This window comes from Sandaracinaceae bacterium, from assembly GCA_016706685.1.
GTDB lineage: Bacteria > Myxococcota_A > Polyangia > Polyangiales > Houyiibacteriaceae > JADJJE01.
The window spans coordinates 18,952-42,871 of the sequence record JADJJE010000003.1 but is presented as its reverse complement, the minus strand read 5'-3'; the positions used below and the strand labels follow the sequence as shown (position 1 = coordinate 42,871).

Sequence of the window (23,920 nt, the reverse complement as noted above, 5' to 3'; positions counted from 1 at the left end):
TTCGCGAGGGAGGGTACAGTCGAGGAAGCGTTGATGCACGAACTCGAAGAGCTACGGCGACGGTCGCGCGAACGCGGCGTCGAGACACACTACCACGACATCGACGGCGTCCTGCGCGAGGCTTCCGAGGAGGCCCTCCGCGCGATGCTGGCCGCCCTGTCGTCCGACGGCGATGAGGTGGCGGCCTGGCTGCCGCCCGTCACCGTGTTCTGGGACGGCGCCGGGGTGCTGCCCCTGCACGCGCCCCCGGGGACCCAGCGCGTCACCCTCACGGTCACCCTCGAGGGGGGCGAGCACTTCACCGAGGAGCGCGACCTGGCTTCCCTGTCCGCGCTGGATGCCGCGGAGGGGGCCGGGGGCCGACGCGTGTTGCTCTCGCGCACCCTGCCGTTCGGCTACCACCAGGTGTGCGTGGCCATCGGCGAGCAGGCGCAGACCGCGGCCATCTTCTCGGCGCCGCAGCGGGTGTTCCAGGGGCGCGAGGGGCGCAGCTGGGGGGTCTTCGCGCCCACCTATGCGCTGCACTCGGAGCGCAGCCTGGGCATTGGAGACCTGGCGGATCTCGAGCAGCTGGCCACGTGGGTGGGCCATGCGGGTGGGGCCACGTTGGCCACGCTGCCGCTCACGGCCACCTTCGTCAGCGAGCCCTTCGACCCGAGCCCCTACGCGCCCATCAGCCGGCTGTTCTTCTCGGAGCTGTACCTCGCGCTCGACAACCTGCCCGAGCTGGCCCTCGCGGGCGCCGAGGTGACTGAGGCGCTCGCCACGGCGCAGGCCGAGGCCGCGGCCCTCGCCAGCCCGTCGGTGGACTACGCCCGCGCGGCGCGCGTGAAGCGCCAGCTCACCCAGCAGCTCGGCCAGGTGGTGGACGCGCACGCCGCCCTGCGGGCGGAGCTGGACGCCTGGATCGCCGCCCACCCCAGCGCGCTGCACTACGCGTGCTTCGTGGCCACGCACGAGGCGCCCGGGGCGTCGTTCGGGCGCTGGCTGCCCGAGAGCGCGTGGTTTCCGCCGGAGCACCCGAGCGTGCGTCACCACGTGTACGTGCAGTGGCGCCTGGCCGACCAGCTGGCCGGCGTGGCGCAGCGCGCGCTCGAGCACGGCGTGGGGCTCTACCTGGACATGCCGCTCGGCGCGCACCCCAGCGGCTACGACGCCTATCGCTACCGCGACGCGCTGCTCACGGGCTGTGGGCAGGGGGCTCCGCCCGACACGCTCTTTGACGGCGGGCAGGACTGGGGCTTCGCGCCGCTGCACCCGAGGCGCTCGCAGGAGAGCGCGCACGCCTACTTCCGCGCGTCGGTGGCCAGCCAGATGCAGCACGCCGAGGTGCTGCGCATCGACCACGTGATGGGACTGCACCGCAGCTACTGCGTGCCCAGCGGGCTCGGCGCGCGCGAGGGTGTCTACGTGCAGCAGCCGGCCAACGAGCTCTATGCGGTGCTCACCATCGAGTCGCACCGGCACCAGACCTACGTGGTGGGCGAGGACCTCGGCACGGTGCCCGACGAGGTGCGCGCGGCCATGGCGCGGCACGGCATCGGGCGCCTGCACGTGGCGCAATACGAGGCCGACGCGGCGGCCAGCGGCGCGCTCCCCGAGAACGCCATCGCCAGCTTGAACACGCACGACATGCCGCCCTTCGCGGCCTTCCACGCGGCGCGTGGCGGGGACCCGGCGCAGGCCGAGCAAGCGTTGCTCACGGAGCTCCACACCCTCGGCGCGTCGGGTGCGCGCCGTGTGCTGGTCAACCTCGAAGACCTGTGGCTCGAGACGCGCCCACAGAACGTGCCCGGCACGGGCCCCGAGTCGCCCAACTGGCGGGGTCGCCTCGCGCTCTCGCTCGCCCAGCTGCCCCACGACCCACGCGTGGCTGCCGGTGTCGCCGCCCTGGCGCGCACGTCGCAGCCTCTCGTGCTGCGCGCGTCGGGGCCCCGTGCCGCGGCGTCCATCAACGCCTCGCGGGCCAGCGAGCTCGACCTCTACCTGTTCAACGAGGGCACGCACGAGCGCCTCTTCGACGTGCTGGGCGCGCACCCGGGGCAACACGCGGGTGCCGAGGGCGTGTACTTCGCCGTGTGGGCACCCAACGCCGCGTGGGTGTCCGTGCTCGGCTCCTTCAACGACTGGTGGCCCGAGCACCAGCCCCTCTTCCGCCAGGGCGCGTCGGGCGTGTGGTCCGCGTTCGTGCCCGGTGCGCGCGTGGGCGACCTCTACAAGTACCGCGTGGTCACGGCCGAGGGGGCGCACCTCGACAAGGCCGACCCCTTCGCCATCCGCTTCGAGCAGGCTCCGCAGACCGCGTCCATCGTGCATGCGCACGACTACACGTGGCGCGATCACGACTGGATGTCGGCGCGCGCGGAGAAGCAACGCGTGGGCGCTCCGGTGTCCATCTACGAGCTGCACCTGGGCTCGTGGCGCAGGCGCGATGACGGCACGCTGCTGAGCTACGCCGAGGCGGCGCCGCTCTTGGTGGAGCACGTCACACGCCTGGGCTTCACGCACGTGGAGCTGCTGCCCGTCATGGAGCACCCCTTCTATGCGTCGTGGGGCTACCAGATCACGGGCTTCTTTGCGGCCTCGTCGCGCTATGGCACGCCCGAAGAGCTCATGGCGCTGGTGGACGCGCTGCACGCGGCCGGCGTCGGCGTGATCCTCGACTGGGTGCCGGGCCACTTCCCGTCGGACGACTTCGCGCTGGCCCGCTTCGACGGCACCTGCCTCTACGAGCACGAGGACCCGCGCCGTGGGGTGCACCCGGACTGGAAGAGCCTGATCTTCAACTACGGGCGGCGCGAGGTGCAGTCGTTCCTGATCTCGAGCGCGGTCTACTGGGTGGAGCGCTTCCACATCGACGGACTGCGCGTGGATGGCGTGGCCTCCATGCTGTACCTCGACTACTCGCGCAAAGCCGGCGAGTGGATCCCCAATGAGCACGGCGGGCGCGAGAACCTGGACGCCATCCAGTTCCTGCGGCGCTTGAACGAGGTGCTCTACGGGCGCCACCCGGACACGCAGACCACGGCCGAGGAGTCCACCTCATGGCCCATGGTCTCGCGGCCCACGTGGGTGGGCGGCCTCGGCTTCGGCTTCAAGTGGGACCTGGGCTGGATGAACGACGTGCTGCGCTACTTCGGGCGCGACCCGGTGCACCGCCGCTTTCATCAAGAGCAGCTCACGTTCCGCAGCATGTACGCGTTCCAAGAGAACTTCGTGCTGCCGCTCTCGCACGACGAGGTGGTGCACGGGAAGGGCTCGCTGCTGGGCAAGATGCCCGGCGACGTGTGGCAGAAGTTCGCCAACCTGCGGCTGCTCTATGCGTTCATGTTCGCGCAGCCGGGGCACAAGCTGCTGTTCCAGGGCGCGGAGCTGGCGCCCTGGGACGAGTGGTCACACGACCGCCCGCTCGACCTCGGGCTGCTCTCCTGGTCCACGCACCACGGCATCTTCGACCTGCTGGCGGCGCTCAACCGCGTCTACCGTGAGGAGCCCGCGCTGCACGAGCTGGACTTCGTGGCCACCGGCTTCGAGTGGGTGGAGACCCGCAACCCCGAGTGGAGCGTGCTGGCCTTCGAGCGCATCGCGCGGGATGGCGCGCGCGTGCTGTGCGTCTTCAACTTCACGCCCGTGCCGCGCGAGGGTTACCGCGTGGGCGTGCTGCAGCCAGGCACCTGGACGGAGATCCTGAACACCGACGCCGGCCTCTTCGCGGGCTCTGGCGTGGGCAACGCCGGCGCCGTGGCCAGCGACGCGGTGGCCGCTCAGGGCCGCGCTCACTCGCTCGCGCTGCGCCTTCCGCCTCTCGGGGCGCTCTACCTGCGGTCGCCACGGTGAGCGGGGTGTCGCGAGACGCCCTCATCCTGGCCGGCGACATCGGCGGCACGCACACCCGCTTCGCGTTGGTGGCCGTGTCCACGCAGGCCCCGCAAGAGCCGCGCACGCTGGCGCACGAAGACCTCGCGAGCGTGCTGCTGGCCGAGCGCGGCAGCCTCGAAGACGCCGCGGGGGCCTTCCTCGCGCGCGCCGGCCGCGGCACGCCAGACGCGCTGGTCATGGCCTGTGCGGGCCCCGTGCGCGGAGGCGAGAGCCGCATCACCAACCTGCCCTGGGTGGTGCGTGAGGATGCTCTGCGCGCGGCCACGGGCGCCACCCACCTGCGCGTGGTGAACGACTTCGAGGCCATGGCGCGCGGCACGCTCACGCTTCACGAGCACGAGCTCGAGGTGTTGCAGCAAGGTGAGCGCGACCCTCACGGCGCGCGCTTGGTGCTGGGCGCGGGCACCGGGCTCGGGCAGGCGTGGGTGCTTGCTTCGCCCGGCACTCGCCCGCGCGTGCTCACGTCGGAGGGTGGTCACGTGAGCTTCGCCCCGCGCGATGCCTTCGAGGACGGCCTCTTGGTGGCGCTGCGCGCGCGCCATGGGCGCGTCAGCGTGGAGCGGGTGGTGTCGGGCCTCGGGCTCGTCCACCTCTACGAGCACATCGTGGACACGGGCGTGGCCAGCACCACGGAGGCGCTGCGCCTCGCGGTCGCGCGTGACGGCGCGCGGGCGGTGGGGGAAGCGCAGGAAGACGCCGCAGCAACGCTCGCCGTGCAGCGCTTCGCCTCGCTCTACGGCGCGCACGCGGGCGACGCCGCGCTCTCGCTCCTGCCCCGCGGCGGCGTGGTGCTCACGGGTGGCCTCAGCGCCGCGCTCTTGCCCACGCTGCGGCACGCGTTCGTCCCGGCGTTCCTCGACAAGGGCCGCCTGCGCCCCGCGCTCGAGCCGGTGCACGTGGCGGTCGCCCTCTCTTCGGACACGGGGATGCGCGGCGCCATCGCGCTGGCCATCGACATGCTCGCGTAGCCCATCGCCATTCAGGGTATTGACGCGGATCAAGCGCCTGGCACCATTCGCCGATGGGTCCTCTTGGATGGCGTCCTCTCGGCGCGGCTTCGTCGCTTGCCTTATTGCTCACCTCGGTGAGCGCGTGCTCTGGTGGGGGAGACATCCGCCCCGCCCCGCCCTTCGATCCAGCCGCCAGCGATCCGCGCGCGGCCGTGCTGTCCGTGGCCGCATCGGCGCCGAACGACGTCTGGCTGGTGGGGGCACAGCCCGCGCCCGCCGCGCGCCCGCTGGCGCTGCGCTTCGACGGCGCCGACTGGACCACCGTGGACACCGGCATCCTGCACGACCTCTGGTGGGTGCACGCGTTCCCGGACGGCCCCGTGTTCCTCTCGGGCGGTGGGGCCAGCGTGCTGCGCATGGACGACGGCGTGGCCACGCGCCTGCCCACGCCGCCCTTCTTCGGCAACACGGTCTTCGGTGTGTGGGGCGCCACCCCGGACGACATGTGGGCCGTGGGCGGCTTCGCCGGTCGCGACGGCTTCGTGTGGCGCTGGAACGGCACCGCCTGGAGCGAGGTGGGCCTGCCCAGCGACATCCCGCGCACCGACACGGGCGAGCTGCCCGCGCTCTTCAAGGTGTGGGGCCGCGACGCGGACGACGTCTGGATCGTGGGCAGCAACGGCACCATCCTGCACTGGGACGGCGACGCCCTCGCGGTGGTGCCCTCGGGTACGGACGCCGTGCTCTTCACCGTCACCGGAAGCCGGCGTGAGGTGGTCATCGTCGGCGGGCGCAGCACGGGTGTGGTCCTGCGCGGCGGCGAGAGCGGTTTCGTGGACGACGCGCCCGTGGGCGCGCCGCTGCTCCAGGCGGTGACCGTCGCGGCCGACGGAACGGTGTGGGTGGCCGGCGAGGGCGCGTACGCCGCACGTAGCGCGCGACGCGGGCGCTGGGAGGAAGTGGACCTCGGCTTCGAGACGCCCCCCAACTCGGTGCACGCGCTCTACAGCGCTCCGGACGAGAACCTGTGGGCCGTGGGCGGCGCAGTGCTCACCCCCGCCCTGAACATGGGCGTCGTGTGCACCTCGGCCGATGTGGCCACGCCGTGGGTGCCCGATCCCGTTGTCCCGCCCTCCACGGTGTGTCCCCCGGCGGCCATCGACCCCGAGCCCACGGGCAGCATGGCGCGTCGCTGGCAGGAGCAGCTGATCAACTCCATTCGCCGCGACATCCCGCACCCCCCCAAGCACGCGCGCAACCTGCACCACGTGGCCGTGGCCATGTACGACGCGTGGGCTGCCTACGACGCCACGGCGCGGGGCGTGGTGCTCGACGAGACCCAGACGGCCAGCCTGCCGTCCGACGTGGACACCGCCATCTCGTACGCCGCGCTGCGCGTGCTGCAGCACCGCTACGCCACGGCCATCGGCGGCGCGATGTCGCTCGACTGCTACCAGGAGTTCATGGGCGTGCTGGGCCTCGACCCGGACGACGAGACCGCCGTGGGCAACACGCCCGTCGCCGTGGGCAACCGCATTGGCTACGGGGTCATCGCCAACTTCGCGAACGACGGCGCCAACGAGGCCAACGGCTACATGGACACCACCGGCTGGACCCCGACGAACCCGCCCATGGTGGTGGACCGGCTGGGCACCAACGCCACCAACGTGGACATCTGGCAGCAGCTCAACCTGTCCACGGCCGAGACCCAGAACGGCATCGTGCTCGAGACCAGCGTGCAGCCCTACATCGGCGCGCACTGGCGCGAGGTCGAGCCCTTCGCCGCCACGCGCGACATGACCTCCGGGCTCTACGGCGACCCGATGGGCACGTACCCCAGCATCGACGACACGGAGATGGTGGACTGGGTGGTGCAGGTCATTCAGCGTACGGCGCACCTCGACGTGGACGACGGCGTGATGATGGACATCTCGCCCACCGTCTTCGGCAACAACCCGCTCGGTTCGGACGCGGGCACCGGCTACGGCAACAACCCCGTCACCGGCCAGCCCTATGCGGCCAACATGGTGCCGCGCGGCGACTTCGCGCGTGTGGTGGCCGAGTTCTGGGCGGATGGCCCGGCCTCGGAGACGCCGCCCGGTCACTGGGCCGTGCTCGCCACCGACATCAGCGATGAGCTCGCCCCCGCCGACCTGCGCCCCTTCGGAGGCGCAGCGGTGGACCGCCTCGCGTGGGATGTGGGCCTCTACCTGACGGTCACCGGGGCCACGCACGACGCGGCCATCGTGGCCTGGGAGCTGAAGCGCGACAGCCTGGCGCCCCGTCCCATCACGCTGATCCGCCACATGGCCCAGCTCGGCCAGCGCACGGACAACACACTGCCCAACTTCAACGCCGGTGGGCTCCCGCTCATCGACGACCTGATCGAGGTCATCACGGAAGAGAGCTCGGCCCCCGGCGAGCGCCACGAGCACCTGCGCTGGTACGTGGGCGAGCTGGCCGTGCGCGCCTGGCGTGGCGAGCCGGGTGACCGCGCCAACACCTACACACCGGTGGGCTGGATGCGCGCCCTCGAGTGGATCCCGTATCAGCGCCGCACGTTCGTGACGCCCGCGTTCCCGGGCTTCATCTCGGGCCACAGCACGTTCAGTCACGCCGCCGCGGCAGCGCTCACCGACTACACCAACAGCCCCTACTTCCCGGGTGGCTTCCACGAGTACGTGGCTCCGGCCAACCAGTACCTCATCTTCGAGAACGGCCCCAGCGTGGACGTGCGCCTCCAGTGGGCACGCTACGCGGACGCCGCCGACCAGGCTGGTCAGTCGCGCCTCTACGGCGGCATCCACATCTGGCCGGATGACCGCATCGGCCGCATCAACGGCGCCACCATCGGCGCCGAGGCAGCGGCCCTGGCGGAGCAGTACATCACCGGCACCATTCCCTGAGCGCGCACCACGCGTGAGCCCCTGTCAGAACGGCAGCCAACGCGAGGGCGGGGCTGCCGTTCTGGCGTTCGGGGGCCGAGGGTGGTCGCGAATACCCGCACTTCAACCTGCCCGCACGCGTGGCACCGCCGTTGCACTGCGCCCTCCGGCATGGACCACCACGACCCAATCGCTGACTTCGAGCCCCCCGCAGCCCACCCACCGCGCTCGCCCACCGAGGCGCTGCTGCACCGCTGGCTGGTGGAGTACAACCCCTTCTACCTGCTGAGCGCCGCGCTGGTGCTCGCCGGCATCTGGCTCATCTCCCGCGAGGCCGCGCGCGTCGCCAACCTGAGCGGCGCGCTCGCAGTGGGTGCGCTCGCCGAGGTGTACGCGCTGTCACTCATCGCGGGCGCCGCGTTCCTCACGCGCATCGGGCAGCGCCGCTCCGCGGTCATGCTGGGGCTCATCGCGGTGTTCTATCAGGGCGACCTGACGCTCCACGTGGAGACCTGCACGTTCCTCGGGACTGCGGGCTTGGTCGCATCTGCCATCTCGCGCTGTTCGTGGCCAAGCTCGCGGGGCTCGCGCTGGCGCTGCAGCTACGGCCCTCGGTGTCGGCGAGCGCCGTTCCGTTGCTGGGCGCCGTGGGCCTGGCGTTCATCCCGCACGTGCTGCGCGAGCTCGCCCCTGGCGCGCGCGCCGTGCTGGTCTGCGGGTGGACCTTCGCCGTGCTGGCGGGCGCGCTGTGGACCGACCGCAAGGTGATCAGCCGCGCCGGCTGGGACGACCGCGGCCGTCGCGCCATGCACGCCACGTGGGCCATCTGGGGCGCGCTCTTGCTGTGCCACGTGCTCTATTGGGCCCCCACCTACCGCGTGTCGCTGGTGCTGCTGCCGGCGGGCTTGCTCCTCGCGGTCCCCTTCATGCGCCACGAGGCTCACGTGCACGGGCTCGCGGCGTGCGCGCTGGCGCTGGGCTGCCTGATGGCTCCGCAGCACTTCTGGGTCACCGCGCTCATGACGGCCGTCACGCTGGCCGTGGGTGCCGGGCGCTCGCTGCTGGTGAAGGCGGCGCCCCCCGCCGTGCAGGAGGCACCGCACCCGTACCGCAACGTGCCCATCGTCGACCACGTGCCCGCACCCACACGCTTCGTGGCCGACGAGCGGGCTCGCCCGCGGCTCCTGCTGGGTGCGCTCGCGTCGCTCTACCTGGCGGTGTGGACGCCAGATGCCGGCCAGGCGCTCACCGCCGTCCACGCGGTGGGCCCCCTGCTCGCGGTCTCCGCCCTCGTGATCACACTGGCGTTGCGCACGCGGCAGCCCGCGCTGACCGCCTCGCTGCTGCCCTTGGTGTTCCACGCGCCGCGGGGCCGCCCCCCCCGAGACGGCGCTCGCGGCTAGGGGACAGGGTTCGCAGTGCTCTTTGGGGCTCTCGGCGCGAGCTGGTACGTGGGACGCCGTCAGCTCGCAAGGGTTGCCCCCAACACCTCGGACCAGACGCCTTAGACGCTGACGCCGAAGTCGCGCAGCGCCTCGTTGAGCGACACCTTGGTGTCCGTGCTGGCCTGACGGCGCCCGATGATGAGCGCGCAGGGCACGCCGTACTCGCCGGCCGGGAACGTCTTCGGGCGCGTGCCCGGGATGACCACGGAGCGCGGCGGCACGAACTTGTGGTGCTCCACGGGCTCGGGCCCCGTCACGTCGATGATCTTGGTGCTGGACGTGATGACCACGTTGGCGCCCAACACGGCCTCGCGGCCGATGCGGCAGCCCTCCACCACGATGGCGCGCGAGCCGATGAAGGCGCCGTCCTCGATGATGACCGGCGTGGCGCCCGGCGGCTCGAGCACGCCGCCGATGCCCACGCCGCCCGAGAGGTGCACGTGCTTGCCGATCTGCGCGCAGCTGCCCACGGTGGCCCAGGTGTCCACCATGGTGCCCGCGCCCACGTAGGCGCCGATGTTCACGTAGCCCGGCATCAGGATGGCCGTGGGCTCCATGTGGGCGCCGTAACGAACGGTGCCCGGCGGGACCACGCGCACGCCCTGAGCGGCCAGGTTCTTCTTGAGCGGGATCTTGTCGTAGAACTCGAACGGGCCGACCTCCATGGTCTCCATCCCGCGCACGGCGAAGTACAGCAGGATGGCCTGCTTGATCCACGCGTTCACGGTCCACTCGCCGTCCTCGGTGGTGGGCGGCGTGGCCACGCGCAGCTTGCCCTTGTCCACCAGCTCCACCGTCTCGAGCACGGCGTCGCGGTGGGCAGCGTTCTTCAGCTGCTCGCGGTCCTGAAAGGCAGCCTCGACGAGAGACTGAAGCACGGTGTTCGGTTCGCTCATGGCAGCCCGTATAGCAGCGACCCGCCGGAGACGCGAACGAGCGTGCCCACGTGTTCTATGCTGTGGCATGCCTCGACCGCGCTCCCTCCCGACGCTCGCCGTGCTCCTGTCCCTCGCTGCTGCCGCGTGTGCCAGCTCGCCCGCGCCCGCGCCGGCCACCGCGCCCGCCGAGCAGCCGCAGGACTTTCCCACCGCCACGGCGTTCGTGCAGCACCTCGGGAGCCTCGCCGCTGCGGGCGATGACGGGGGCCTCGCGGCGGCCGTCGACGCAGAGTTCGCGGAGCGGCTGCCCTCGGGGCCGGAGCTCCAGACGCTGTTCGGTGCCGTGCCGTCAGGCTGCACGCCCGAGCTGAGCGAGGGGCCAGGCTACTCCGCGATCGCCATCCCACCGCCCATGGTGGACGACTCCGACGAGGAAGCGGCGCGCATCGAGGCGCTGATCGAAGAGCTGAGCGCCACCACCGAGGTCGACGCGTCGTGCACCGTCACGGGTGAGGAGGGCGAGGAGACGTTCATGCTCTACACCGTGGCCGTGCGCCGCACCGCTTCAGGGTGGCGCGCGCTCGCCTGGCGCGACCATCGCCGCGAGTGACGCGTGCGCCTCCTGGGCGCCGAGTGACTCAGGGGGCCGTGGTCGGATAAGTCTGCGTGGGTGTGCCCAGCGCGCGACGCTCGGTCTCGAGGCTCTCGCCCCCGGCGAAGCGGGTGCAGGCCTCCACGCGCGGAGCAGCATCGGAGCCGGCCGTGTAGAGGATGTAGCGCTGGCCCACCTCGAGGTGCGGCGGGCACATGGTGAGCCCGATGGTGGCCTGCACCGTGAACGTGCGGCTGACGCGACCCTTCCACACGCGGTCTACGCGGAAGACGGCCCGTCCGGGAGCGGCGTCGCTCGCGGGGATGGCGTTCACCAGCACGCCCTCGAAGACGTGTATGGCCTGGTCCCGCGCGGTGGGGGCATCGAACCACGCACACGAGCAGGCCGCCACCGAGGCAGGCGCCAGCACGAGGCTGGTGAGCACGAGCACCGCGCCGAGCGCGAGCGCGAGGGGGGCACCGAGAATGCGTCGGGACATGTGCACAGCGTCGCCGCCCGCAGCGCCCACGGCAAGGGTCTGGCGCTTCCGGGTGGGCGCCCCGCCGTCGTCGCCTGTCGCGGCCCCGGAATTGTGCATGCTGGCCCGACCATGAAGTCTCTCCTCAACAAGACCCCGAAGCCGATGCGCCTCAGCCTGCCGGGCGGCAAGACGCTCTTCCTGGGGGGCACCCGCCAAGCCAACGTCCGCGAGGACGCGCTCGAGCACCCGCCCATCAAGAAGCTCATCGAGGCCGGCACCCTCGAGGTGGTGGAGGGCGCTTCCACCAAGCGCGCGGCCAGCAGCAACCAGGCCCTCGCTGGCGGCGGCCAGGCCCACGCGCCGCGCGCCAAGGTACAGAGCGGCGACCGCTAGGCGCTGCGGCCAAGCATGCGCCCCGTCCTGATCGACACCGCCTCGCTGCCCGGCGAGAGCGGCAGCCTGGGCCTCTACCGCGACGGCGAGGACTTCGTCATCCGCATCGAGGGCGGCACCAACGTGCCGCTGATGAGCACGCGCATGCACGGCTCGGAGGATGCCCTCGGGAAGCTGGCCTGCGAGCGCGTGGCCAGCCGTGCACACACTCGGGTGCTGGTGGGCGGTCTCGGCATGGGCTTCACGCTCGCCTCGTCGCTCGCGGCGCTGGGCCCACGGTCCACGGTGGTGGTCGCGGAGCTGGTGCCCGGCGTGGTGGAGTGGAACCGCGGGCCGCTCGGCGAGAAGTCCGGCATGCCGCTCTCGGACCCACGCACCGAGGTGCGCATCGTGGACGTGGCCAAGCTCATCAAGAGCGAGCCGGCCGGCTTCGACGCCATCATGCTCGACGTGGACAACGGCCCCGACGGGCTCACGCAGCGCCGCAACGGCTGGCTGTACACGCCCGCTGGCTTGCAGGTGGCGCACGAGGCGCTGCGTCCTGCGGGGGTGTTGGCCATCTGGTCTGCCGAAGCCGACGAAGCGTTCGCCAAGCGCGTGGCCAAGGCGGGCTTCGACGTGGAGGAGGTGCAGGTCTACGCGCACGGCAAGCGCGGCACGCGGCACACGCTGTGGTTCGGCACCAAGCGCTCTCGCGCGCCCGGCGGTGCGAAGGCTGCCTCACCAGCTCGAGCTGGCGCCGCCTCCCCCAAAGCCACCGCCGCCGCCGCTGTACCCCGAGGAGCCTCCCGACGATCGCGATGAGCTTCGGGACGAGCTCGATGAGCTTCGGGACGATCGGGAGGATCCGGAGGACGAGCCTGACGATCCAGAGGACGAGCCCGACGACCCGAACGACGATCCCCAGAACGACCTCGATGGACTGCTCGATGAGTATTTGGCCCGCAGGAGGTCGTGGAATTCCTTCCCCTCGTCCTTCACGCCGCTCGCCGAAAAGCGGGTGTGGCTGCCGCGGTCCACGCCGCCGTACATTCTCGTGATGAAGACCTGCGCGGCGAACGCCACCAAGAGTCCGAGCACAGGCTCGCCGGAGAGCCCGGTGATCGAGTTCGTGGTGACCACCGTGAACATGGTGACCATGAATAGGTAGTGCCCCGTTATCGGGATGCTGTCCCAAGCGAAGCGCCAGCCCGCCAGTAAGCCCACGAACGCGCCCAGGTAGTGGAACCAGCCGAAGCCCAGCAACCCGGCCCCGGTCCCGCTCACCAGGAGGTAGAGCGCCATCCACAGCAGGCCGTGGTGTGCCGACGAGGTGAGGCCCAGCGCCAGCTCCTGGGTGCGTGCCGCCGCTCCCTTGCGTCGGAGGCGGCTCCCGATGAACGTGCCCAGCAGCGCAATGCCAGCATAGACGAACCTTCCGCCGAGCCCGCCCAGCGTGCCGGGTTCGGGGGGTAGAGGCTCGTCGATGGGCGCCATGTCGCCCGTGACCACGACCACGCTGCGCACCACCGCCTCGACGGCGCCTTGGTAGGACTCGCGGCGCAGGTACGGGATGGCCTCTTCGAGGATGCGCGCGGCCACGCGGTCGGGGATGCGGCCCTCGAGCCCGTAGCCCACCTCGAGGCGCTGACGTCGGTCCTGCACGGCCAGCACGTAGAGCGCGCCCTCATCACCGGTGGCAGTGCCGCCTCGCCAGTGGGTGGCTACGCGCAGCGCGTAGTCTTCGATGGGCTCGACGCCCGTGCTGTCGACGACCAGCACGGCCAGCTGCACCCCGGTGGCCTCGCGGTGGCGCACCAGCTCCGCCGACAACGTGCGGATGGCCTCGCTGCTCAGGACGCCGCTCAGGTCCGTCACGGGCGCGTCGATGAGGGGCACGTCCACGCCCGGGAACTGCGCTTGCGATGGAGCCGGCAGCAGACCCACGAGGCACAGCGCGAGCCATGCGATGACGGCGAATGGCCGCGCGAGGTGGTGTGGCATGCGGCTCACCAGTGTGCCTCGTTCGAGAGCGCCGCGCGCTCGGGCAGGCCGGACGCCGTCACGCACAGGCCCGCCCACGCGCTCCCGGCCGCCGCGTTGTAGGCGGCAGCCGCCTCGTCATAGCGCGCTCGCTCGATGCGCACGCGGTTCTCGGCGCCGCTCAGCTCGGCCTCGCGCCCGGCGCTGGCCTCGGCGCTGGCCAGGCGCGCCACCACCGCCACCTGGCGCTCTCGCACGTTCTCCACTTGGGCACGTGCGCGCTCCACCTGGGCGTGGAGGTCGCGCAGCTCCGCGTGGGTGTTGGCGCCGGCCATACCCAGCAGCACCAGCAGCGCGAGCGCGGCCACGGCCGCGAACAGGCGCACCTGCTTGCGCCGCTCCTCGCGCAACCGCGCCTCGTGACGCTCCCGCGCCTGCTGCTTGCGCAGGAGCGCAAGCGCGCGGTCGTTGACCACCTCGCAGTAAGGGCACGTGGCGCGATCGAGGAGCGTGCCGCTGCCCGAGCCATCCCCCACGTCCTCGAAGGACACCTGCGCGCCGCAGCCCACACACAGAAACACGTCGGGCGTCAGCTCGTCGAGCGCGGTCTCGCTGGCTGCGCCGGTCATGCGGTCTCCTCGGTGTGCAGCGTGTCGGGCCGCTCGTTGCCCGCGGCATCGCGTCCGGGCAGCAGCGTGCGCAGCAGGTCGCCGATGTGGCCGAGCGCGTCGCAGATGCCATCCACCGGCTGCCCCGTGCGGTACCCGGCGGCCACGCGGTCACTCACGCCCTGCCAGAAGCTCGCCTCGGAGCGTGTGTGCACTCCGGCCCCGCAGTACACCGCCGACACGCGGCTCTCGCTCGCGATGTACAACAGCACGCCCGTGTCGTCTTCGGTGCCCTCGAGCCCGGCCAGCTTGTACAGCGCCTTCGCCCGGGTGAGCGCGTCCCCCGCGCAGCGCCGCTCCACGCGCACCTGCACCTCACCGCGGTTACCGCGCTCGGCGTTCGCGATGGCCCTCACGACGCGCTGCTCTTCGAGCTCGCTGAACATGCCCGCGAGTGTCCCACGCCCGTGCCGCAGCGTTCAGCTTTTTCGCCGCCGCGCCGGGCTCGCCTTCGGTGGCGGGTCCGTGCGGTAGCGCTGCGAGAACTCGGCGATCAGGAAGTCACGCAGCAGGGTGACCCGCAGCGGCGCGTGTTCGAGCGGCGGCGTCACCACGAACAGCGAGCCGCCCACGTTGGCGTACTCCGGGAGCACGCGCACCAGCTCCTCGGAGCGCGCGTGCGCGTTGCAGCGCGTCTCTACCAAGATGGGCAGGAGCCCAATGCCCATGCCGCTCTCCACGGCGCGGCGAATGAAACCCAGGTCGTCGGCCATGAGCACGGCGCGCAGCTCCACGCGCTCCTCCACGCCGTTCGGGCCGGTGAGCCGCCACGCCGCGCGCGCCTCGCGACCCTTGTAGTAGATGCAGTCGTGCTCGCTCAGCTGGTCCAGCGTCTGCGGCGCACCGCGCCGCGCCAGGTAGCCCGGCGCCGCGTACAGAGCAAAGTCGGTGGTGCCGATCTTGCGCGCCACCAGCGTGGAGTCGTCCAGGCGCCCGCCGCGAATGGCGAGGTCGAAGCCCTCTTCCACCAGGTCCACGAAGCGCCCCGAGAGCGCCACCTCCACGGTGATCTCGGGGTGGTCGCTGCGAAAGCGCGCCAGCATGCCCACCAGCTCCATGGCCCCCATGTCGGGCGGCGCCGTCATGCGCACCAGGCCACGCGGCTCGAGGGTGTCGCCCGCGGCATCACTGGCGGCCTCGCTCAGCGCCCCGAGCGCCCGCTGCACGCGCTCGTAGTACACGCGCCCCGCGTCGGTGAGGCCCAGCGCCCGCGTGGTGCGATGCAGCAGCCGCACGCCCAGGTCGTCCTCGAGGCGCGCCACCGTGCGGCTCACCGACGACTTGGGCAGGCCCAGGCTGGCGGCCGCAGCGGTGAAGCTCCCGGCGCGCACCACCTCGGCAAACACGGCAACGTGGTTCAGGTCCATCGTTGTCCTGATAGCAACAAAGAGTTGGCAAGGCACGCTCTACCGCATCTCAGAGCAACAACTAGATTCCAGTCACCTCTTCCAACCACACAAGGTGACCACCATGAACAAGCTCCCCACCATCGCTCGCCTCGGCCTCGGCCTCGCGTTCCTCGTCTTCGGCCTGAACGGCTTCCTGCAGTTCCTCCCGCAGCCCCCCATGAGCGGCGCGCCGGCCGACTTCCTCGGCGCGCTCTTCGTCACCGGCTACATGTTCCCGCTCATCAAGGGCACGGAGGTGCTGGCCGGCGCGCTGCTGCTCAGCAACCGCTTCGTCCCGCTCGCGCTCACCCTATTGGCCCCCATCCTCGTGAACATCGTCGCGTTCCACGCGCTGCTCGCCGGTGGCGGGTTGGGCCTCCCCTTGGTGCTGCTCGCCCTCGAGGTGGCGCTGGCCTACTTCTACCGTGACGCGTTCGCCCCCATGCTGCGCGCTCGCGTGGAGCCGGCCGCGCTCAGCACCCCGAGCGCTGCCGCAGTGCCCGCGCACTGAGCGCCCGCTGAAGCACGCCGCATCTCACGCGGCGTTGTCGGCGCCCGACAACAAGTCGCGAATGCGGAGCAGCTCCACCTTGAGGTCGCCCCAAGCGTGGATCAGCTCCCCTTCCGCGTTCTGCAGCTCCACCTTCGCGTCGGCGCCGAAGGCCAGGGCTTGTTGCTCGAACGTGAACAGCCGCTCCTCGGCGCGCGCCCAGGCGTCTTTCGCGTCCATGCCGCCCAAGTGGGCGCGCACGCGGATCTCGTCGGCCAGCGTGCGGAGCTCGTCGCGCACCGCGTGCAGTGACTCGCGCAAGCTGGTGGGTTCGAAGGGGGTCTCGGGGGTGGTCTCGGTGTTGGGCATGATCCGGCAAGCCAGCAACATCCGGGCCACGCCTGCTGGAGGGGTGCAGCGCGCGAAGTTCGCTCAGAACGGTGCAGTCGCCGTCGTCACGACGTCATCGTGATGGAGCGCACCTGCCAGAAGCGGGCGGCTGGCGCCGGGCGGCCAGTGTCGGTATTCTCGTGATGCAGCGCACAGCGCTGTCACCCGCTCGGGATGGACTGGATGAACTGAGGTGGACGACGGTCTGCCTCTCGGCATGGCTGGGAGGCAGGGCACGGGGTCGATCGGGTTCGGGTGGTCCATCGCCTCCCCCACTCGGTCCCGCCCCAGGAAGTCAGCCATGACTCACAGCCTCGCTTGCCCCCTCGTCCCGCGCGTGGCGCGCGCCGTCCTCGTCATCGGCCTCCTGGTGGCCGGGTGCGAACACGACGAGACCGCGTCTCCCACGGGGTCCGCGAGCACGCGCCCCGTCGCCACCACTCCTGCGCCGGCGCTCGTCGTCACCCCCGACGCATCCCAGCCCGCCGCCTTCCGAGACGGAACCACCACCCTGCGCGATGGCACGCGCGTCGCGCTGCTCGCGGAGGGCATCGAGGTGCGTCGCCCAGCAGGCGCGGCGGCTCTCACGCTCGCCACCACCCGTGTGGGGCGCGGCCGTTCGATGGCCAACGCGCGCGACGCGGCGTGGACCGAGGGCGGTGACGCCACCCGCATGCAGACCGAGCGCGGCGAGGTGACCGAGGTCATCACGGCCTCCGCAGGGTCCGTGGAGCAGTCGTGGCTCATCCCGTCAGAGCCCGAGGGGCGCGGCGACTTCGTCATCGAGGTGGCGGCCAGTGGCCTCGGGGCAGCGCGGCGGGCGGAGCAGGGCGTGCTCTTCGGTCACGGCGACGACGCCATCGCGTACTCCGACGGCGTGCTGATCGGCGCCGACGGGGAACGCTTCGCGGTGCTCTCGATGCCGACCGAGCGGGGCATCGAGCTGCGCATCGACCCGTCGGTGCTGGCGCGCGTGCAGTACCCGGCCGTGCTGGACCCCACCATCGGGCCTCCGCTGCGCCCCGTGGTGCGCACCCCCACCACCATCTCGTCCGTGTACAGCAACGTGGAGGCCGTCTGGACGGGCAGCACGTACTTGGTGCTGGCCCGCATGGCGAGCACGTCCTTCAACTACCGCCTCTTCACCGTGCCCGGCCCCGGCCTCCTGGACACGCTCCCCGTGGAGGTCACCGGGTTGGCGTCCACGTGTGCCCCGCTCGACACGTTCTGGAACGGCACCGAGATCGTGCTCTTCTGCCTGAGCGGGACCACGGTCAACGTCCATCGCGTGGGCACCAATGGTGCGCTCGTCTCGTCGGTGGCGTTGGCGCTCACCGCGGGCAGCGACGTGAAGGTGGCGCGCGGCGCCTCGGGATACCTGCTCACCTGGACGCAGGGCAGCGGCACCACGCGCAACGTGCTCGGCGCACGCGTCGCCACCAACCTGACGCTCACGGACATGACGCCGCTGAACATCGCCACCGCGGTGGGTGCCCAGTACTCGCCCGCCGCCGTGGCCACCCCCTCGGGGTATCTGGTCGCCTACACGGACGACCGGTTCATCGACGCGCCCACGCTGGACATCCGCACCACCACCATCGCCGCCGATGGCACCGTGGGGAACGCCGACGGCGACCCCTTGTTCACCGTTGCCAACGAGACCGAGTCCACCCCGCTCTTGTTCGCCAGCGCAGGTCGGTTCTTGATGACGTCTCGCATCGGGGCGTCCGCGCGCACCCAGCTGGCCGAGGTGAACGCCCAGGGCGCCCTGGTGGGGACGCCGCTCACGCTCACCAGCCTCTTGCCCCTGCACTCGGCCATCTTCCAGGACGGGGCGTTTCAAATCTACGTGCTCGGGACCACCCACAGCCTGAACGTCTGGGTGCCGTCCGCGCCGGCCGTCAGCCCCTATCCGCGTCTCACTCCTTCGTTCTCGTTCGGCGACATCGCGTGGGGCGACGACGAGGCGTTCGGCGTGGTGGAGTCCACCACCGTCTCGGCGTACTTCAACGACCTGAGCCAGCCCGCCACCGCCCCTCCCACGGCCACCTTCGAGTACCAGCGGCCCGTCATGACGGCCCAGGGTCTGGCCAGCGACGGGAACGCCTATGCCCTGCTGCACCACGAGTCGGGCTCGCTGTACGCCGAGTGGCTCGCGCTGGACGGCACTGTGATCAACGGCCCGGTCGTTCTCTCCGCGACGACGCTGGCAGACGAAGTACGCATGCGCGGGCACGTCGAGGCCACCGCCAACGGCTTCGCCATCGCCATGCCGTCTACACGCATCTACCTGTTCTCGCCCACGGGCACCCAGACGGCGAACGTGTTGACCAGTGCCACCTCCGACTCGCCGCGGCTCTCGTTCGACGGCAGCGGGCTGATGGCGTTCTACAACGGCTCGATCGCGCGTGTGGTCAGCCCGACCGGGGCGCTCGGGGCCTCGTACACGGTCTCTGCCGCGGCGGGCACCAAGGAAGACATCACCGCCGATGCCTACCAGGGCGTGCACCTGGCGGTGTGGACCGACGGCCGTAACTCGGCGACGACGGGCCGCGACATCTATGCGCTGCGCATCCTCTCCAACGGCACCCGTCTGGACCAGAACGCCATCACCATCACCACCGCGGCGGGCGACGACACCATCCCCGAGGTCACGGCCACCGACCAGGGCTGGCTCGTCTCGTGGCGCACCTCCGCAGGGACGCTCGGTGTTCGCAGCGTGCTCGAAGACGGCACCACGGGCGCGGAGCTGGCCTTCACCTTCGGCGTGCAGCCCGTCACGCAGCAGTCGCTCGCGTGGGGCGGCACGCAGGCGCTCCTGGTGGGGCACTCCACCAACGGAAACGGGCTCGCGGGCTACCTGCTCAACCATGACGGCGGGCTCGTGGAGGGGCCCTTCGACCTCGGCACGGTGCGCGCCGCCACGGGTCTCGGACAGGTGGCGTCCGTGGGCAACAACGAGTTCCTCGTCGCTTACGAGTCGTTCGACGCGCTCTCTCGGTCGGACCAGCTGTTCGTGCGGCGCGTCTCGCCCATGACCCCGCGCGGTGAGGCGTGCAGCACTGGCGCACAGTGCAGCTCGGGCATGTGCGTGGACGGCGTCTGCTGCAACTCGGCGTGCGGCGGCGGCGTGGCGGGCGACTGCGCGGCGTGCAGCATCGCGGCGGGCGGCTACGTGGACGGCAGCTGCGTCTTCGCTTCGACCGCCACGGTCTGCCGTGCCGCGACGGGGCCCTGTGACAACGTGGAGATGTGCCTCGGGACGTCGGCGGCCTGCCCCACCGACACGGTCACGTCCGCTGGGGTGGTGTGCCGCCCCGGTACGGTGCCCTGTGACGCCGCAGAGGCATGCGACGGCGTCCAGGTGTCGTGCCCGACGGACGCGGTGGCCACCGCCGGGACGGTCTGCCGTGCGGCGGTGACTGGCGGCTGCGATGTGGCCGAGACGTGCGACGGGAGCACGCTGACCTGCCCCATGGACGTGGTAGCCCAGGCTGGGACGGTGTGTCGCTCCGCCGCCAACCTGTGCGATGTGGTCGAGACCTGCACCGGGATGTCCAACGCCTGTCCGGGCAACACCTCGCTGGCTCCCGGCACGGTGTGCCGCCCGGCCACCGGGCCGTGTGACGCGCAAGAGGTCTGCCAGGACCAGCTCTTGGTGTGGCCGGTCTTCCCCACGATCTGCCCTTCGGACGCGCGGCGCCCCAACGGGTCGGCCTGCCCCGACGGAATCGTGTGCAACGGCAACGAGACCTGCTCGTCCGGCGTCTGCCAAGTGGCGGCAGCACCCTTCAACTGCAGCGACGCCAACGTCTGCACCACGGACACCTGCGCCGAGCCGGGCATGTGCAGCAACACGGCCATCGCGGGCTGCTGCACCGCGGCCGCTCAGTGCAACGACGGCAACGCGTGCACCACGGACGTCTGCACCGGCAACGCGTGCGCTCACAACCCCATCCCGGGTTGCTGCGCCGCCTCGGCCGACTGCAACGACGGGAACCCGTGCACGGCCGACCTGTGCAGCGCGAACACCTGCGTCTTCACCGTCATCGGGGGCTGCTGCACCTCGGCCGCGCAATGTGACGACAGCAACGCGTGCACCACGAACGTGTGCGCAGGCAACGCGTGCTCCTTCAACGCCATCGGGGGCTGCTGCACCTCGGCCGCGCAGTGCGACGACGGCAACGCGTGCACCACCAACCTCTGCACCGGCAACGCGTGTGCGTTCGACCCCATCGGGGGCTGCTGCACGTCGGCCGCGCAGTGCGGTGACGCCGACCCCTGCACCATCGATGCCTGCACGGGCAACGCCTGCAGCTACACCACCAACCCCGCGTGCGTGGACGGGGGAGTCGTGCTGCCGGACGCGGGCACCGCCACGGACGCAGGCACCAACACCGATGCAGGCACCAGCATGGACGCAGGCACCACCACGGACGCAGGCACCGCCACGGATGCAGGCACCGTCACGGACGCAGGCACCGCCACGGACGCAGGCACCATCACCGATGTGGGCGTGCCCACCGACGCGGACACGCTCCCCGATGGGGGCGAAGTTAGCGACCAGGGCGCTGACGCCGAGGTGTCCGATGCCGGCGACGACGCGGCCATGATGGACGCGTCTTCGGGCGACCAAGGCGGGGGCGTGGACGCAGGCGAGACGCCACCCACGAGCGCGGGGGGCTGTGGCTGCCGTGTCACCACCAGTGCGAGCCAAAGCAACGCGCTGCCGCTCATGGGAGCCATGAGCGTGCTCGGCCTGATGGTGGTGCGCCGCCGCCGCCGGGTCGCGAAACCCAACGCGGGCGCCTGAACGGGAGCGGGCCGGGCGTGATGCCTGGCCCGCCTCGCTTCACATCTCTTCGTAGCGCAGCACGCGCAGCAGCGTCTGGGCTTGCTGTGCCGCGTCGAGGCCCAGCGGCGTGAGGTAGCCGCCGTCCACTTGGGTGGTGAGCCCCTTCTTGTAGAGGCGCGCCGCCGCCGAGACGGACTCGGGCGCCGCCGTGGAGTGCACCTTGATGCCAATGGACGGGTCGCCCGCTTCGAACTGCGCCAACAGGTTCAGCTCGCTCAGATGTTCCGGTTTGAAGAGCATCCCTCACCGATAGATGGGATGGACCGCCGTGTAAAGAGGGTATCCTTGGCCCCATGGCGAATGCAGACGACCTTTATGCCCGCCTGGGGCTGACTTCGGCGGCCACGCCCGAGGAGATCAAGAAGGCGTACCGAAAGCTCGCCCGCAAGTGGCACCCCGACCTGAACCCGGGCAACCCCGAGGCCGAGGAGAACTTCAAGCAGATCGCCGGCGCCCACGAGGTGCTGTCCGACCCCGAGAAGCGCAAGCTCTACGACGAATTCGGCGCGGACGGCCTGCGCGGCGGCTTCGACCCCGAGCAGGCGCGCGCCTACAAGAAGTGGAGCGAGCAGCAGCGCTCCCGGCCCGACGGCGGCGGCGCTCGGCGTGGCGGTGGCGGTGGCGGGCACGACTTCGACTTCGACATCGACGAGATCTTCGGGCGCCGCGCCAGCCCGCGGGCCGCCGCACCCCGAGCGGGCCACGACATCGGCGCGCGCGTGGAGCTGCCCTTCGTGGACGCGCTGCGCGGCGCCGAGTTCAAGGTGGACGTGCCCAGCGAGACGCCCTGCACCGTGTGCGCCGGGAGCGGCGACGAGCCGGGCACCAGCCCCACGCCCTGCAGCGACTGCGGCGGTCGTGGGCGGCGCAAGGTGGTGCAGGGGCCCATGTCGTTCGTCACCACCTGCCCCACCTGCGACGGCGAGGGCACCGTGCGGACCGCGTGCCACGCGTGCGAGGGCGAGGGCGTGCTGCACGACCAGCGCACCATCACGGTGCGCATCCCTCCCGGCGCCGAAGACGGCAGCGTGCTCACGGTGCGCGGGAAGGGCGGCCCCGGCCGCAACGGGGGCCCGCCCGGAAACCTGGTCATCGAGACGCGCGTGCAGCCGCACCCGCACTTCCGCCGCGAGGGGCTCGACCTGTTCCTCACGCTGCCGGTCACGGTGGCCGAGGCGTACAGCGGCGCCAGCGTCTCCATCCCCACGCTGGACGGCACGGTGCAGCTCAAGATCCCGCCGCGCTCGCAGACCGGCAGCAAGCTGCGCCTGCGCGGCAAGGGCGTGGCCCGCAAGGACGAGCGCGGTGACCTCATGGTGGAGCTGAGCGTGCGCCTCCCCGACCAAGCCGACGAAGCCTTCGCCACTGCCGCGGCTGCTGCGTCCGCGCTCTACAGCGAGCCCGTGCGCGAGGAGATTCGACTGTGACCCGAGCCATCCCACTCCTCGAGCTGCTCGAGCTCCTGCACCACGACATGCAGCTGTTCGAGCAGCTGTGCGACGACGGCCACCTCGAGCGCGACGCCGAGCACTACACCGACGAGCAGGCCGAGGTGGCGCGCGTGGTGGGCACGCTCGTCCACGAGCTGGACGTCAACTGGGCCGGCGCCGAGGTCATCTTGCGCATGCGCTCCGAGATCGTGGCCACGCGCCGCCAGGTGGTGGAGCTGCTGGCGCTCTTGCAGGCGCGCCAGGTGGGCGACTGAGCGCGGCGCGGCTATCGTAGGGCCAACATGGCCTGGTTCGCGCTCGTTCTCGCAGGAATTCTGGAAGTGGTCTGGGCCGTGGGGCTGGTCTACACCAAGGGCTTCACGCGCCTGGTGCCCTCGGTGGTGACCGTCGTCGCGCTGGCCGGCAGCATGTGGCTCTTGGCGTTTGCCACGCGCACGCTGCCCATCGGCACGGCCTACCCCATCTGGGTGGGCATCGGCGCGCTGGGCGCCGCGTGCGCGGGCGTGGTGCTGTTCGGTGAGGCCGTGAGCCCCGCGCGCGTGGTGTTCGTGGTGCTGCTGGTGGTCAGCATCGTGGGGCTGAAGGTCACGGCCGCCTAGGGTGCGCCGGTGACGCCGCAGCGGGGCACGCATGTTGCAACCAGGCCCGCCATGGCCAACCAACTCAATCAAAAAGGTGCTCGCGACGGCGAGGACCACACCACGAAGACCCCCGAGGACATCGTCGCGCTCGCCCGAAGCTTCGACACGGCCATGCTCGTGACCCACGGCGCCGACGGCTCCTCGCGCGCCCGCCCCATGAGCGTGGGGAAGGTGGAGGACGACGCGCGCCTGTGGTTCATCACCAGCACCACCAACGACCTGGTCACCGAGCTCGCGCGCGACCCACGTGCCCTGGTGGTGATGCAAGGGCGCTTGGTGTACCTGTGCATCGAGGGCGAAGCCAGCACGCACCACGACCGTGCCAAGGTGGCCGAGCTGTGGAGCGAGCCCATGCGCGTGTGGTTCCAGGACGCCAACGACCCGAACATCCTCCTGCTGGAATTCCGCCCCACCGCCGCGGAGTACTGGGACATGGCGGGCGCCAAGGGCATCAAATTGGCGTTCCGCGCGGCCAAGGCCGCGATGAGCGGGAAGCCGATGCAGGACGACGACTCGGCGGAGAACCACGGTAAGGTCGCGCTGTAGCGCGGTCCTTCGCTCGGCACGGTGGC

General features: G+C 71.3%; 19 protein-coding genes and 2 pseudogenes. 13 read left to right on the top strand and 8 right to left on the bottom strand.

What is annotated here, in order from left to right; genetic code table 11:
• The first annotated feature begins 33 nt into the window (after positions 1 to 33).
• The 4 genes from glgB to IPI43_05995 all read left to right on the top strand — a co-directional run bounded on the left by glgB (position 34) and on the right by IPI43_05995 (position 9,117).
• Positions 34 to 3,837: a 1,4-alpha-glucan branching protein GlgB gene (gene glgB / locus IPI43_06010; GenBank protein MBK7773677.1), complete on the top strand. Its 3,804-nt coding sequence runs from the start codon at positions 34 to 36 to the stop codon at positions 3,835 to 3,837.
• Between the two features lie 5 nt (positions 3,838 to 3,842).
• Positions 3,843 to 4,847 carry an ROK family protein gene (locus tag IPI43_06005; GenBank protein MBK7773676.1) on the top strand — a complete coding sequence of 335 codons (1,005 nt, stop codon included), beginning with the start codon at positions 3,843 to 3,845 and terminating at the stop codon, positions 4,845 to 4,847.
• 116 nt (positions 4,848 to 4,963) lie between these two features.
• Positions 4,964 to 7,735, top strand: coding sequence for a vanadium-dependent haloperoxidase (locus IPI43_06000; protein MBK7773675.1), 2,772 nt, complete (start codon positions 4,964 to 4,966; stop codon positions 7,733 to 7,735).
• A gap of 593 nt (positions 7,736 to 8,328) precedes the next feature.
• Positions 8,329 to 9,117 carry a hypothetical protein gene (locus IPI43_05995; GenBank protein ID MBK7773674.1) on the top strand — a complete coding sequence of 263 codons (789 nt, stop codon included), beginning with the start codon at positions 8,329 to 8,331 and terminating at the stop codon, positions 9,115 to 9,117.
• A 101-nt stretch (positions 9,118 to 9,218) separates the two neighbouring features.
• Here IPI43_05995 and IPI43_05990 read toward each other — a convergent pair whose 3' ends face one another.
• Positions 9,219 to 10,055: a 2,3,4,5-tetrahydropyridine-2,6-dicarboxylate N-succinyltransferase gene (locus IPI43_05990; protein ID MBK7773673.1), complete on the bottom strand. Its 837-nt coding sequence runs from the start codon at positions 10,053 to 10,055 to the stop codon at positions 9,219 to 9,221.
• Positions 10,056 to 10,122: 67 nt separating this feature from the next.
• Here IPI43_05990 and IPI43_05985 point away from each other — a divergent pair, with 67 nt between their 5' ends.
• A complete protein-coding gene (locus IPI43_05985; GenBank protein MBK7773672.1) occupies positions 10,123 to 10,647 on the top strand; it encodes a hypothetical protein in 525 nt (174 codons plus the stop codon).
• A gap of 28 nt (positions 10,648 to 10,675) precedes the next feature.
• Here IPI43_05985 and IPI43_05980 read toward each other — a convergent pair whose 3' ends face one another.
• Positions 10,676 to 11,128: a hypothetical protein gene (locus IPI43_05980; protein MBK7773671.1), complete on the bottom strand. Its 453-nt coding sequence runs from the start codon at positions 11,126 to 11,128 to the stop codon at positions 10,676 to 10,678.
• A gap of 111 nt (positions 11,129 to 11,239) precedes the next feature.
• Here IPI43_05980 and IPI43_05975 point away from each other — a divergent pair, with 111 nt between their 5' ends.
• Positions 11,240 to 11,503, top strand: coding sequence for a hypothetical protein (locus tag IPI43_05975; protein ID MBK7773670.1), 264 nt, complete (start codon positions 11,240 to 11,242; stop codon positions 11,501 to 11,503).
• A 15-nt stretch (positions 11,504 to 11,518) separates the two neighbouring features.
• Positions 11,519 to 12,178 (top strand): annotated as a pseudogene (locus IPI43_05970) (hypothetical protein).
• A gap of 45 nt (positions 12,179 to 12,223) precedes the next feature.
• Here IPI43_05970 and IPI43_05965 read toward each other — a convergent pair.
• Genes IPI43_05965 through IPI43_05950 form a run of 4 tightly spaced genes read right to left on the bottom strand, consistent with a single transcriptional unit; the run spans position 12,224 to position 15,500 of the window.
• Positions 12,224 to 13,486 (bottom strand): TPM domain-containing protein, encoded by a 1,263-nt coding sequence (locus IPI43_05965; protein ID MBK7773669.1) that lies wholly within the window; start codon positions 13,484 to 13,486, stop codon positions 12,224 to 12,226.
• 5 nt (positions 13,487 to 13,491) lie between these two features.
• Entirely contained in the window at positions 13,492 to 14,094 is a 603-nt protein-coding gene (locus IPI43_05960) for a hypothetical protein (GenBank protein MBK7773668.1), read from the bottom strand.
• The gene (locus tag IPI43_05955; protein ID MBK7773667.1) at positions 14,091 to 14,519 is read right to left on the bottom strand and encodes a TPM domain-containing protein; all 429 of its coding nucleotides are present in this window, start codon (positions 14,517 to 14,519) and stop codon (positions 14,091 to 14,093) included. The genes IPI43_05960 and IPI43_05955 overlap by 4 nt, the downstream gene beginning before the upstream one ends.
• A gap of 33 nt (positions 14,520 to 14,552) precedes the next feature.
• On the bottom strand, positions 14,553 to 15,500 hold the full coding sequence (locus IPI43_05950) for a LysR family transcriptional regulator (GenBank protein MBK7773666.1): 948 nt from the start codon (positions 15,498 to 15,500) through the stop codon (positions 14,553 to 14,555).
• Positions 15,501 to 15,603: 103 nt separating this feature from the next.
• Here IPI43_05950 and IPI43_05945 point away from each other — a divergent pair, with 103 nt between their 5' ends.
• The gene (locus IPI43_05945) at positions 15,604 to 16,032 is read left to right on the top strand and encodes a DoxX family protein (protein ID MBK7773665.1); all 429 of its coding nucleotides are present in this window, start codon (positions 15,604 to 15,606) and stop codon (positions 16,030 to 16,032) included.
• Positions 16,033 to 16,056: 24 nt separating this feature from the next.
• Here IPI43_05945 and IPI43_05940 read toward each other — a convergent pair whose 3' ends face one another.
• Entirely contained in the window at positions 16,057 to 16,380 is a 324-nt protein-coding gene (locus tag IPI43_05940; GenBank protein ID MBK7773664.1) for a hypothetical protein, read from the bottom strand.
• A 4,378-nt stretch (positions 16,381 to 20,758) separates the two neighbouring features.
• Between IPI43_05940 and IPI43_05935 the strand changes: the two are divergent.
• Positions 20,759 to 20,938, top strand: a pseudogene (locus IPI43_05935) (hypothetical protein).
• Positions 20,939 to 21,253: 315 nt separating this feature from the next.
• Here IPI43_05935 and IPI43_05930 read toward each other — a convergent pair.
• On the bottom strand, positions 21,254 to 21,496 hold the full coding sequence (locus tag IPI43_05930; protein ID MBK7773663.1) for a TIGR02647 family protein: 243 nt from the start codon (positions 21,494 to 21,496) through the stop codon (positions 21,254 to 21,256).
• Between the two features lie 53 nt (positions 21,497 to 21,549).
• Here IPI43_05930 and IPI43_05925 point away from each other — a divergent pair, with 53 nt between their 5' ends.
• Genes IPI43_05925 through IPI43_05910 form a run of 4 tightly spaced genes read left to right on the top strand, consistent with a single transcriptional unit; the run spans position 21,550 to position 23,894 of the window.
• Positions 21,550 to 22,683: a J domain-containing protein gene (locus tag IPI43_05925; protein MBK7773662.1), complete on the top strand. Its 1,134-nt coding sequence runs from the start codon at positions 21,550 to 21,552 to the stop codon at positions 22,681 to 22,683.
• Entirely contained in the window at positions 22,680 to 22,961 is a 282-nt protein-coding gene (locus IPI43_05920; protein MBK7773661.1) for a hypothetical protein, read from the top strand. Before IPI43_05925 ends, IPI43_05920 begins: the two co-directional genes overlap by 4 nt.
• A gap of 27 nt (positions 22,962 to 22,988) precedes the next feature.
• The gene (gene sugE / locus IPI43_05915) at positions 22,989 to 23,306 is read left to right on the top strand and encodes a quaternary ammonium compound efflux SMR transporter SugE (GenBank protein ID MBK7773660.1); all 318 of its coding nucleotides are present in this window, start codon (positions 22,989 to 22,991) and stop codon (positions 23,304 to 23,306) included.
• Between the two features lie 51 nt (positions 23,307 to 23,357).
• Positions 23,358 to 23,894, top strand: a complete 537-nt coding sequence (locus tag IPI43_05910) for a pyridoxamine 5'-phosphate oxidase family protein (GenBank protein ID MBK7773659.1) — start codon at positions 23,358 to 23,360, stop codon at positions 23,892 to 23,894.
• The last annotated feature ends 26 nt before the right edge of the window (positions 23,895 to 23,920 follow it).